This window comes from Pedobacter paludis, from assembly GCF_003173575.1.
Taxonomy (GTDB): Bacteria; Bacteroidota; Bacteroidia; order Sphingobacteriales; family Sphingobacteriaceae; genus Pedobacter; species Pedobacter paludis.
Genome location: NZ_QGNY01000009.1, coordinates 96,425 through 109,443, shown reverse-complemented (window position 1 = coordinate 109,443; position 13,019 = coordinate 96,425). Strand labels below are relative to the sequence as shown.

The following is a 13,019-nucleotide window of genomic DNA, read 5'->3' as shown; positions in this document are numbered from 1 at the left end:
GTTTTTGTATGGTTAAAATTTAGAATTAATTGCGAGAGTAAGTCTGGCTAATTCTTTTTCACGCTCAATATACAGGAATTCTGCATCTTCTTTACTGATTTCTGAAAAACGAATATGATCTCCTGGCTTTAACTGAGCACATAAAGGTAAATCTACCGAAGCAACTTGAGCAATCCGTGGATAACCGCCTGTAGTTTGGCAATCAGCCATTAATAAAACCAAATTTCCGCTTCCAGTAACTTGAATTGTTCCAGGAAAAACAGCAGTACTTAATAATTCATCATTTTTAATTCGGTTAATTTTATTTCCTTCTAAATGATATCCCATTCGGTTACTGTTTAAACCAATTGAAAATGAATCGGATAGAAATCCAATTATCGACTGACTGTCAAACCAGGTAAATTCTCTTGCAGGAACAACCCTAATCGTTTTATGGTCTTTTGGCAACAATAAGGCTTTTGGAATGCTCCACTGTAAATACTTAATAGTATTTCCTCTTAACCTGTTCAAAATCGATATCGACGTTTCACTTAAATTTTCCGAACTTTTTAAATGATCGCCAGTTTTTAATATTCTCCCTTCATAACCACCAAAAGCTGCAGTCAAGTATGTGCTTTTACTTCCCAAAACCTCTGGCACGTTCCAGCCACCAGCAATGGCCAAATAAGTTCTTGCACCGTCTGGATTATTAATCAATTTAATTACAGTTTCTGCTGGAACAAAAATTGGTCGCTCAGTTGGGAGTTTTTCTCCGTTGGCATAAAAGGTTGCCCCATCACCAGCATAAGCGATTAAAATTTCGGTTTCTGCTTTAAATTCTGCGGCTGCGTAAGTAAATTCTATAACAGCATCACCCTCTGAATTACCAACTGCTTTGTTTGCGATTCGTGCAGAAAGCTGATCCGTTGCGCCAGAAACTGGGATTGCTTGATTTAGGTAATCCATTCGGCCAAGATCTTGTATTGTGCTTAGTACTCCTGGTTTTAAGATGCAGATTTCCATATTATTTTCCAGATAAATGCTCAAATTCTTCTAAACCAATTGGTTTAAAAATTACTTGATTGCCTGCCTTTAATAATGAGGGCTGTTCCCGTTTTGGATTAAACAAGACAGTTGGCGTTCTCCCGATGATTTGCCAGCCCCCGGGTGTTTCCAAAGGATAAACCCCTGTTTGTTCGCCAGCAATTCCAACCGCACCAGCAGGTACAATTGCCCGTGGGTAAGTTTTTCTGGGAGTTGTGAGTCGCTTATCCATTCCACCCAGATAAGGAAATCCGGGTACGAAACCGATCATGTAAACCTTATAGGTTACGGAACTATGAATATTTATAATTTCATCATGACCAAGTTTTGTATGTAAGGAAATCTCATCCAAATCAGGCCCAAAATCTCCACCATAATAAACGGGAATGGTGATGGTTTCTTCCTTGGAAATAGATCGGTTTTCTTTTAAAGTTTTGAGATTATGTAAATAACCGGATATTTTATCAAAACAGGTAAGCCCTTCTAAATCTGTTAATAAAACCACTAATGGATCGTAAAAAACAGTAAGCGTAGCATAAGCCGGAACAGTTGTATTAAACCCCAGAAAGGGATTTTGATGTATCAGGCTGTTAAATTTTCTAATCTCTTGAGCTAAACTTTCACTTATTTCATTTCCAAAACTTATGGTAACCGCCTGTTCGCTTAGATAATAAATCTCAAAATTTGGGGTGCTTAAAAGATTAGGTAATGCTGCTTCCATTGGTTGCATTAATGGTTTCGATTGATATAATATATGGGTTTAAGATAGTAGTTTATAATTTAATCCTTTTGCTAAATAATTAAAAATTTGATCTTGGTTTTTAAACGCTTTAGAGCCATAAAGGATGTTAAAAAACAAGAGCAGGCTATCCAGCACTGCTCTTCATCATTAACTAAATTACTAAAATTAAATGCTGAAGGCCTTCTACTACCTTCAGTTTATTTTGATCTGTAATTGGATGGTGTTAAGCCACTTTTTCAGAAATTTTTATAATTCGATTGAAGCCTACAAGGGCTTCACCATTATTTTACTGGAATACTAAATTCTACGGTTTCTGGCGGAAGACACTGTTTATCATTGCATACCATAAATTCTACGCTTCCCTTTACAGCAACATTTTTGCCATTAAGCTTAACTTTCTGTTGAAAGACTACCGAATTTTGAAAGTAGCTTACATCCATTTTAAATGTAGATTCGAATTTGGTAATCGGTTTTGGTTCTATTGTTTTTCCAACTAATGTATATGTTTTTGATGCTGGAAAAGCAAAGGTTGTTTTTACCGGGCCACCATCTTTAACGGTTTGTGAATAAAGATGCCAGCCTTCGTCAATAACGGCTTTGATGTATACGGTTGCTTCGGTAGCACTTGTTTTTTTCGCTGCATAACTCCAGGTTACCGGTTTTAAAATCTGGCTGTAAGCGCTTACACTGAATAGCGAAGCGATGCAAAATAAGATTGTAATCTTTTTCATTTTGTGGTTTTTTTTGGTTGATTTTTAATGTAATCTACTGAATGCCTGATAATCTACAAATTCAATATCAGGTGTTAGATAACCGGCTATAATGGGTTCTACTTTCATTAAATCGGTGCTTAAATATTTTTTGTTGCTATCAGAAAAGATGGTTACAACACAACTGTCTTTGCCTAATTGCTGTTGAAGTTTTATGGCTCCGATTACATTTGCGCCAGATGAAATTCCAACCGCCAGACCAAGTTTGCCCGCAAGTTTCTGTGCCATTAAAATTGCATCTCCATCATTAACCTGAACAACTTCATCAAGTTCTTTTAACTTTACAATCTCCGGAATAAATTCATCAGAAATTCCCTGGATTCTGTGACTGCCAACTTTATAACCTGTTGTTAACGTTGGCGATTCTGATGGCTCCAGAGGATGAATCTTAATGTCGGCTTTTTGTTTTCTAAGATAGTTCCCTACGCCCATTATTGTTCCGCCAGTTCCAACGCCAGCTACAAAAGCATCTGGACAAAGGTTTTTTAAGCGCAACTGCTCCCAGATTTCTTTTCCGGTGGTGTATTCATGCGCTTCGGGATTGGCTGTATTTTCGAACTGTTTGGGTAAGAAAATGTTGGAATTATTTCTTGCCATCCACTCAGCAAGTTTTATGCTTCCAATAAATCCACCTTCTTCCTTGCTTACAAGAACAATCTCTGCACCTAAACTTTTTATAATGTCCATGCGCTCTCTGCTCAGCCAGTTCGGCATAATAATCCTAACTGGGTGGCCAAGGGCTTTGCCAATTGCCGCAAAAGCAATTCCGGTGTTGCCACTGGTTGCCTCTACAATTTCATCACCTGGTTTTATTGTACCATCAGCATAGGCTTTCTTTAAAGTGTAAAGCGCCATTCTATCTTTAATACTTCCGGTTAAATTATAATGTTCGCATTTAACATAAATTTTTCCCTGTTTCCCTAAATAATTATAAGTAAGCTCAAGCATAGGCGTGTTTCCTACCAAAAGAGAGAGATGCTCGAATTTTCCCTGCAATGCTGTATTGATTTCACTTGAAGTTAAGGTTGCCATCGTTATGTTTTAAATCTTTAGCTCACGCTTTACAGATTGATTTATAATTTCGGTAAAACTCAGTATTATAAAGTTTTATGTCAATAGATGTTGTTTTTTACGTAAAATTTTTGCTTTTTTGATTAAATTTTAGTTTTTATTTCGATTATCAACTTTGTTTTACGCCATAATTATATTTTTTTTCATTCCATAGCAAATGACACAGGGAGATTTAGATCATGTTGATGTTGAGATTCTGAAGCTTCTTCAGCATGATGCATCTTTTACCAACAAAGAAATTGCACTAAAACTCCATAAATCAATCGCCACTATTCACGAAAGAATAAGACGTTTGAAAGAGCAGGGCTATATTAAAAGAATTGTTGCAATTCTAGATCGTAAGAAAATAAACCGCAACCTAATTGCATTTTCGCATGTTTTGCTAAAGGAGCATACCGCAACAACACTAATTGATTTCGAGACCGAGGTATCGAAGTTTAGCGAGGTTATGGAATGTTTGCAAATGACAGGGGCGCACGATTTTATCTTGCGCATTGCAACTCAGGATATGGATGCTTACCACGAATTTTTGAGGAACAAATTGGCAACCTTGCCAAACATTACCACAGTACAAAGTTATTTCGTACTTTCAGAACCGAAAAGTGAAACTGCTTACCCTTTGTAGTATGGGTTTAAAATAGATAAATTCTATTCTAAATATTTGATAAATCTCTAAGTATTGAAAAATTACATCCTAACTTTCCTCGTGCTCTCGCTATGTATTGGCAATATTTCAGCTAAAGACTCTTTCAATTTCTTTAAAAAAACGGATACCATTTATCTTGCAGACCCAACTATATTTTTAAATCAAGGCACTTATTATTTATATGGAACCAGTAGCGAAAAAGGTTTTGAGGTTTATCAGTCTAACGATTTAAAAAAGTGGACTGGGCCAATTGGGAAAAATAACGGTTTTGCATTAGTGAAAGGTGAAAGTTATGGTGATAAAGGTTTTTGGGCTCCACAAGTTTTTAAGCAGAATGGAAAGTTTTATATGGCTTACACCGCTAACGAACATATTGCAATTGCACAAAGCGACAGTCCGCTGGGGCCATTTGTGCAGAATGAGATTAAATCTTTACCCAGTAAAGGACTTCAGATTGATCCATTTATCTTTCATGATTCAGATGGAAAAACTTACCTATACCATGTAAGGCTTGGAAATGGAAACCGAATTTTTGTAGCAGAACTAAAGGCTGATTTTTCTGACATCATCCCTGAAACCTTAAAGGAATGCATTACCGCAACCCAGCCTTGGGAAAACACAGAAAAAACTGGTTGGCCCGTAACTGAGGGGCCAACAGTGCTAAAAAAGGGAAGTCTCTATTATTTATTTTATTCTGCAAATGATTTTCGCAATCCCGATTATGCTGTAGGTTACGCAACATCTAACTCGCCTTTTGGTCCTTGGACAAAATTTCAGGGCAATCCAATAATTAGTAAAAGGAATTTAGGTTTTAACGGCACTGGGCATGGCGATTTCTTCGTTGATAAAAAAGGAAATCTCCAATATGTATTTCATACGCATCATTCAAATAAAAGGGTCTCTCCAAGAGCTACTGCAACTATTTCTGCTCAGTTTGTTAAGCAAAAAGATGGTAGTTTTGAGATGAAAGTCGATCCAGCAACAATGAGATTTTTAACCAGATAACAGTAGAACTCAATGAAAAAAATATATTTCATACTGTGCATATCGATACTATCCTTAGGGATTGCACAGGCACAGACTTTCAAGAATCCATTACTTCCATCAGGTGCAGACCCTTATAGTTATTACAAAGACGGCTTTTATTATTATACCAATTCTGCCGGAAATCGGGTAGAACTTTGGAAAAGCAAAACACTTGAAGGCTTGAAAGACGCACCTCATAAAACCATTTGGAAAGCGCCATCTTCAGGTCCGTATTCAAAAAATATCTGGGCTCCAGAAGTTATGTTTCTCCGTGGGAAATGGTACGCTTATTTTGCTGCGGATAATGGAAAAAATGAAAACCACAGAATGTATGTTTTGGAAAATTCATCAAAAGATCCGATGGAAGGCGAATGGGTTTTTAAGGGACAGATCACCGACCCGACCAATAAATGGGCAATTGATGGCGACGTAGCTGAAATAAATGGAAAACTTTACATGATTTGGTCGGGATGGGAAGGCGATGTAAATGGCAAACAGGAAGTTTTTATTGCTAAACTCAAAAATCCATGGACGGTTGATGGTGAACGGTACAAAATATCATCGCCGAAATTTGATTGGGAGAAAATTGGAGATTTGGGCAATTCGGAACATGTTGATGTTAATGAAGGCCCTCAATTTTTAGTTCACAACAGCAAGGTTTTTATTATTTATTCTGCTAGCGGTTGCTGGACGGATTTTTATGCGCTTGGAATGCTATCTGCTGATTTAAAGAGTAATCTCTTAGATCCAAAATCATGGGCAAAATTCGATCGGCCAGTTTTTCAAAGATCGGTAGAAAATGGTGTTTACGCTCCAGGACACAATTCGTTTTTTAAATCGCCAGATGGAACTGAAGATTGGATTTTATACCACGCCAATGATAAACCCGGACAAGGCTGTGGCGGTTTCCGCTCGCCAAGGGCACAAAAATTTACTTGGAATGCAGATGGAACGCCAAATTTTGGAACCCCTGTTAAAACGAGCACTGAATTGGTAATACCATCAGAGAAGAACAAACACGAGTAAAATTTTTAGGCTATTGCATTCCACTCTTAAAGAGGGGGGTGCCTGTAAGGCAGGGTGTTTTAGGATGCTGACACGTATATGTACTTACATTTCTTATATGGTGAGTTTAGCACTATAAAATTTTTACCATCTAAGGCACCTTAGCTCGCCCAAGCTGGGTGGTTAACTTAGAATATTGGTGTTAGTAACACCCCGGTCTGCGACTACCCCTCTAAGAGAAGGGAATTGCCTCTCAAAGGTTTAGACTATTTGTCATTCTCCTCTTCCAGAGGAGTGCCTGTAAGGAGGGGTGTTTTAGGATGCTGACACTTATATTTACTTACATTTCTTATATGCTGAGATTAGCACTATAAAATTTTTACCACCTAAGACACCTTAGCTCACCTAAGCTGGGTGGTTAACTTAAAATATTGGAGTTAAATAACACCCCGGTCTGCGACCACCCTTCTGAGATAGGGGAATTGTCCCCTCAAAGTTTTAGGCTATTTGTAATTCCCCTCTTCCAGAGGGGGTGCCTGTAAGGCGGGGTGTTGTAGGATGCTGACACTTATATGTTCTTACATTTCTTATATGGTGAGTTAGCCCTATTAAATTTTTACCACCTAAGAGACCTTAGCTCACCTAAGCTGGGTGGTTAACTTAGAATATTGAAGTTAAATAATACCCCAGTCTGCGACCACCCCTTTGAGAGAGGGGAATTGCCCTCGAAGTCATTTTAACCGCTTACGATGATCTCATTTTACGCCGTTCGTTTTACTCAAACGTTTGCGCAGTGTTATAATTTCTAAAGCAGATCCATTGCGCTAATTTTAGCTTTCGAGTATCAGATAGATATTTTTAAAACTAAGATCAACCAACAAAAACCAAAACTAAACACACAATGGAACGTAGAGATTTTATTAAGAATGGCGCAATGGCTGCAACCGCATTTACCATTTTACCAACGGGAAGTCTTTTTGCATCAGAAACCGGAAAAGTACGATTAGGCTATATAGGCGTAGGTGCGAGAGGCATGAGCCATATCTCTGAAGGTGCACTTCGCGATGATGTAGAAATTGTAGCCATTTGCGATACACAAGAAAGCTCATTAAAAATATGTAGATCATTTCTGTCAAAAAAAGGTCGCCCTGCAGCAACAGAATATACTGGGGGCGCCGATGCCTATAAAAAGCTCTTGGATAGAAAAGATATCGACGCCGTAATTATTGCAACACCTTGGCAGTTTCATAAAGACCAGGCAATTTATGCCATGAATGCCGGTAAATATGTAGGATGCGAGGTTATTGCCGGACTTACTGTTGCAGATCATTGGGATATTGTAAACACTTCGGAAAAAACAGGCATGCCTTATATGACGCTTGAAAACGTTTGCTACAGACGCGATGTTATGGCAGCCTTAAACATGGTAAGAAAAGGACTTTTTGGAGAATTGATCCATCTAGAAGGTGGTTATCAGCATAACCTGAGGAATGTGCTATTTAATGATGGCAAACAATATTATGGTGGTGGTGTAGAATATGGCGAAAAGGCGATCAGTGAAGCACAATGGAGAACTCAATTTAACATCGATCGTGATGGTGATTTATATCCAACTCACGGTGCTGGCCCGATTATGCAATATGCAGATATCAATAGAGGAAATCGTTTCACAAATTTGGTTTCTTTTAGTTCTAAAGCACGAGGTTTGTCTAAATATGTAGAGGAACAAGCACCTGGCCATCCCAATGCCAAATTAAATTATAAAAACGGCGATGTAACCACCACACTAATTAACTGCGCAAATGGCGAAACAGTACTTTTAAGTCATGATACTCACTTGCCTAGGCCATATTCTATTGGTTTTAGGGTGCAGGGAACCGATGGCATTTGGATGGATGTAAACAAATCTATCTATATTGAAAAACAGGCTAAAAACGATGATGCCTGGGAACCAGTAAAAGAATGGTTCGAAAAATACGATCATCCACTTTGGAAAAAATACGAAAAGGAAGCTGTTGGCGCAGGGCATGGTGGCATGGATTGGTTTGTGTTTAACGGATTTATCCAAGCGGTTAAGCAAAAAAAGCAAACACCAATTGATGTTTATGATTCGGTAACGATGAGCGTTATTGCACCACTTTCTACAAAATCATTAAAGGAAGGCAATAAGCCACAGGAATTCCCAGATTTTACAAAAGGAAAGTGGAAGGAGCGCAAAAATACTTTCGCTTTAGATGATAGCGGTTTTTAATCAAAAAACAACGATTTAAACCCTATTATTAATTATGGTAATCCATTTTTCGAAAGTTTAAAATCGAAAATGGATTACAATTTTCAGCTCATTTTATGTTTCAAAATATTCTAAATTCTTACGGCTTGGATGCTGATCAATGTCTAATCGAACCCTTTGGTTCTGGTTTGATTAATCACACATGGAAAGTTTCCTTAGCAGACGCTGAGTACATTTTGCAAAGGATAAACAATAGCGTGTTTAAAAATCCCGAAAAGATTGATGATAACCTATACCACATTAAAAAATATCTTGAGGAAACCGTTCCGGATTATTTGTTCGCAGCGCCATTGGCCACATTAGATTATAAAACGGTGGTAATTGATGCTGGTGAATATTACAGGATGTTGCCATTTGTAAAAAATTCGCATACGATAGATAACGTTACAAATGCGGATCAGGCTTATCATGCGGCAAAGCAGTTTGGTAAATTTACCCGATTGTTAAACGATTTTGATCCAAAAAAACTAGGCTACACTTTGCCCGATTTTCATAACCTTTCGCTTAGGGTAGAGCAGTTTAAAGAAGCCATTCAGAACGGAAATAAAGAGCGCTTTAATCTTGCAAATAATGAGATTAAGGAAATTATTCTCCATATGGATATTTCTGAAAAGTATGCCGAAATTAAAAAGAAAAGAGAAATTCCATTAAGAGTTACCCATCACGATACTAAAATTAATAATGTTTTACTAGATGATAACGATGAGGGTTTATGCGTAATTGATTTGGATACCGTAATGCCAGGTTATTTTATTAGTGATGTAGGCGATATGATGCGCACTTATTTGTCTGAGGCCAATGAAGAAGAACAAGATGTACAAAAAGTGAACATCCGTGAAGAAATTTTTACTTCAATTTACAAGGGTTACATGGAAGAAATGGATGGAATACTAACACCATTAGAGAAGGATCTTTTTATTTACGGTGGCAAGTTTATGATTTATATGCAGGCAGTTCGGTTTTTAACAGATTTTTTAAATGGCGATGTGTATTACCAAACATCTTATCCCGATCATAATTTATCAAGAGCAAGGAACCAGATTGCCCTTTTAAAACAATATATCCTTTCTGAGCAGAATTTCAGGGAAACGATTGATGGCATGGAAATTAAAATTAATTAATTGAAACAAGCAAAACAAACGTTTGCGTTCAGTTTGTTAAGAGTGGAAGAATTATAAGATTTTTCTAATCAAACGCTTACAGAATTATCAGGGAGAATTTAGAATATTTTCAAAGTCTATTTAGCCCAAAACCTACAACCACACAAATGAAAAAACTAACCATAATTTTATTGATGCCAATATTGTTTTTCTGTACTGCAGATGCGCAACAATTACCATCAGAATTGCAAACGCCCGAAGTGGTTTCTTTAAATAGAATGCCCATGAGGGCATCGGCTTTTGCCTTCGAAAACCGCGAACTGGCCAATGAAAGAGCAAAAGAAAAGTCTGATTATTTTTTGTCGTTAAACGGAACCTGGAAATTCAATTGGGTTAAAGATCCGCGTAAAAGACCTATGGATTTTTATAAAACCGATTTTAATGACGAAAAGTGGGATAACTTTAAAGTGCCCGCAAACTGGGAACTTAATGGTTATGGAACACCAATTTATGTAAATCAGCCTTACGAATTTGCCGGAAGGCAATTAACGGGAAATAGAATGAATCCTCCCTTCGATATTCCAGAAGATAATAACCCTGTTGGCTCTTACCGTAAGAAAATTAATATTCCTGCTTCTTGGAAAAACAGACAAGTCTTTATCAGTTTGGGTGCGGTAAAATCTGCATTTTTTATTTGGGTTAACGGTAAAAAAGTAGGATACAGTGAAGATAGTAAGCTTGCTGCTGAATTTGATGTAACCAAATATGTTAAGCCAGGAGAAAATATAATTGCGCTGCAGGTTTATCGCTGGAGCGATGGAAGTTATCTGGAATGCCAGGACATGTGGCGAATTTCGGGAATAGAGCGAGATGTATATTTGTATTCAACACCAAAACTCGATATCCGCGATTTTAAGACAATTGCAAACTTAGATCAAACTTATACCAACGGATTACTTAATGTAGAGCTTTCAGTTGATAATTATAAAATTGATCAACGCACAAATCATAGTCGCCCGGATAGCTTTTATGTAGCGGTTGATTTGGTAGATGCAAAGGGAACAACCGTTTGGAAAGATGCTGCCGGAATGCAAAAAGTGCTGGGTAACTATAAAACAGATTTATCTTTTAAAACACAGATTAGTAATGTAAACACTTGGTCGGCAGAAAAACCATATCTCTATACTTTATACCTCACACTCAAAGATAAAAACGAAAATATTATCGAAGTTATTCCACAGCGGATCGGTTTTCGTTCTGTAGAAATTAAAGGGAGCGATTTATTGGTTAATGGCAAGCGGATCTTTTTAAAAGGTGTAAATCGGCATGAGCATAATCCCACTCAAGGACATACCCTCACACATGAAGATATGCGGAAAGATATGGAAATGATGAAAAAGCTCAATGTAAACGCGGTTCGTCATTCACATTATCCGCCAGACCCTTATTGGATGGAACTTTGTGATGAATACGGATTGTATGTAATTGATGAAGCCAATATAGAATCCCATGGCCGTTATTATAGCTTGGAAACCACTTTTGCAAATGATAAACAATGGAGAATTCCACACTTGGAGCGGATTCAAAGAATGTACGAAAGGGATAAAAACCATGCATCAATCATTACATGGTCTTTAGGGAACGAAGCCGGAAACGGTGTTAATTTTTATGAAGCTCACAAGTGGTTGAAGAAAAAAGATATCCGCCCAGTACAATACGAACGAGCTGAAAATGACTTTAATACCGATATGATTGTTCCTCAGTATCCTGATCCAAACTGGCTTATAAAATATTCGAAAGGTAAAAACGAGCGGCCATTGATAATGAGCGAATACGCACACATTATGGGCAATAGTCTGGGGAATTTTAAGGAATATTGGGATGCGATTGAAAACAATCCAAAACTTCAAGGTGGTTTTATCTGGGAATGGATTGATCAGGGAATAGATACCGTAAAAAATGGAAAACGCATTTTGGCTTATGGTGGCGATTTTCCTTTATCTGGGCCGGTTGACGAAAATTTTAGCGATAATAATTTTTGTGTTAAAGGCGTGGTTACGGCTTATCGCGGCTTAACACCTATGGCTATCGAGGCGAAAAAGGTTTATCAGTATGTTAAAACAGCCTATATGGGCAATAACCAAGTAAGTATAAACAACAGTTATTTCTTTAGGAATATGGATAATGTAAAGTTAAACTGGCAATTATTGGAAGATGGAAAGGTTGTTGAAAGTGGAATTGTTGCTGAATTAAAAGCTGATCCCCGCCAAAGTACAACTTTAACATTGCCTGTTAAAACCAAATCCAAAACCGGTAAAGAATACTTTTTAACGCTTAGATATCAACTCAAAACTGAAGAGCCGTTTTTAGAAAAAGGCTACGAAATAGCAACAGAACAATTTGCTTATACTGGAACAGCTCCGAAATATATTTCCGAAATTAAATCGGGACAATTAAAGGAAGAGAAATCGGCAGATAAAGCTGTAGTCACAGGAAAGGATTTCAGCGTTGCTTTTGATTTGAAAAAGGGCTTGATCAGTAGTTACAAGTTAAAAGGAGAGGAGTTACTTATGAACGGTCCTCAACCTGGTTTTTACAGAGCACCAACTGATAACGATATTGGAGCAGGTTTGAACACTTCGTTAAGAATGTGGCGGAATGTTTATACTACAAATAACCAAATTATAAATGTTTCTACGGCTTTAACTGAAAACAGCAACTATAAATTAACCATTCGTTCCAAATTATTAGGTGGCGATGCAGAAACGGAACAGACTTTTGATATCAAACCAGATGGATCGATTAGGGTTGTAAATAAGTTTATAGCTGTAAATGGTAAATACAATGTAATGATGAGAATTGGAAACGATATCGAATTGAATAAAAATTTCAATACAATTCAATGGTATGGCCGTGGGCCGGGAGAAAATTATTGGGATAGAAAAACAGCCTCATTAATTGGTACTTACAAACAAAATATTAAAGACCAATATTTCGCCTATGCACGTCCACAGGAAAGTGGGAACAAAACGGAAGTGCGTTGGGTAAATTTTACAAATGCTAAGGGAAAAGGAATAAAAATTGAATATGTGGATAGTTTGTTAAGTTTCTCTGCGTTACCTTATTCAATAGAAGATTTAGATCCTGAGGCAGAGAAAAAACAATACCATTCTGGTGAACTTGTTGCTAGAGATAAAATTTATCTACATGTCGATTTACTTCAGCTAGGAGTTCAGGGAATAGATAGTTGGGGGTCTTTGCCACTAAAAGAATACCAGATTCCCTTTAAAAATCAAGAATACAGTTATTGGATTAAGCCCATCAAATAATACAATGCTAAGCCCAA

Annotated in this window: 10 protein-coding genes; 6 read left to right on the top strand and 4 right to left on the bottom strand. The window is 37.3% G+C overall.

Features of this window, described 5'->3' with window-relative positions:
- Nucleotides 1–12: 12 nt before the first annotated feature.
- The 4 genes from DF947_RS20435 to DF947_RS20420 form a co-directional block, all read right to left on the bottom strand.
- Entirely contained in the window at nt 13–1,002 is a 990-nt protein-coding gene (locus DF947_RS20435; protein ID WP_109932473.1) for a 5-oxoprolinase subunit C family protein, read from the bottom strand.
- 1 nt (nt 1,003) lies between these two features.
- Complete coding sequence (pxpB, locus tag DF947_RS20430) at nt 1,004–1,744, bottom strand: 5-oxoprolinase subunit PxpB (protein WP_109932613.1); 741 nt, start codon at nt 1,742–1,744, stop codon at nt 1,004–1,006.
- Nucleotides 1,745–2,046: 302 nt separating this feature from the next.
- Nucleotides 2,047–2,496: a protein-disulfide reductase DsbD domain-containing protein gene (locus tag DF947_RS20425; protein ID WP_109932471.1), complete on the bottom strand. Its 450-nt coding sequence runs from the start codon at nt 2,494–2,496 to the stop codon at nt 2,047–2,049.
- 24 nt (nt 2,497–2,520) lie between these two features.
- A complete protein-coding gene (locus tag DF947_RS20420) occupies nt 2,521–3,567 on the bottom strand; it encodes a PLP-dependent cysteine synthase family protein (RefSeq protein WP_109932469.1) in 1,047 nt (348 codons plus the stop codon).
- A gap of 196 nt (nt 3,568–3,763) precedes the next feature.
- Between DF947_RS20420 and DF947_RS20415 the strand changes: the two genes are divergently transcribed.
- The 6 genes from DF947_RS20415 to DF947_RS20390 all read left to right on the top strand — a co-directional run bounded on the left by DF947_RS20415 (nt 3,764) and on the right by DF947_RS20390 (nt 13,002).
- Nucleotides 3,764–4,231, top strand: a complete 468-nt coding sequence (locus tag DF947_RS20415; protein ID WP_109932467.1) for an Lrp/AsnC family transcriptional regulator — start codon at nt 3,764–3,766, stop codon at nt 4,229–4,231.
- 54 nt (nt 4,232–4,285) lie between these two features.
- Complete coding sequence (locus DF947_RS20410; protein ID WP_205940829.1) at nt 4,286–5,257, top strand: glycoside hydrolase family 43 protein; 972 nt, start codon at nt 4,286–4,288, stop codon at nt 5,255–5,257.
- A 12-nt stretch (nt 5,258–5,269) separates the two neighbouring features.
- Entirely contained in the window at nt 5,270–6,304 is a 1,035-nt protein-coding gene (locus tag DF947_RS20405; RefSeq protein WP_109932465.1) for a glycoside hydrolase family 43 protein, read from the top strand.
- A gap of 880 nt (nt 6,305–7,184) precedes the next feature.
- Nucleotides 7,185–8,534, top strand: a complete 1,350-nt coding sequence (locus tag DF947_RS20400) for a Gfo/Idh/MocA family protein (protein WP_109932463.1) — start codon at nt 7,185–7,187, stop codon at nt 8,532–8,534.
- 95 nt (nt 8,535–8,629) lie between these two features.
- Nucleotides 8,630–9,694 (top strand): phosphotransferase enzyme family protein, encoded by a 1,065-nt coding sequence (locus DF947_RS20395; RefSeq protein WP_109932461.1) that lies wholly within the window; start codon nt 8,630–8,632, stop codon nt 9,692–9,694.
- 146 nt (nt 9,695–9,840) lie between these two features.
- Entirely contained in the window at nt 9,841–13,002 is a 3,162-nt protein-coding gene (locus DF947_RS20390) for a glycoside hydrolase family 2 TIM barrel-domain containing protein (protein WP_109932459.1), read from the top strand.
- Nucleotides 13,003–13,019: the final 17 nt, after the last annotated feature.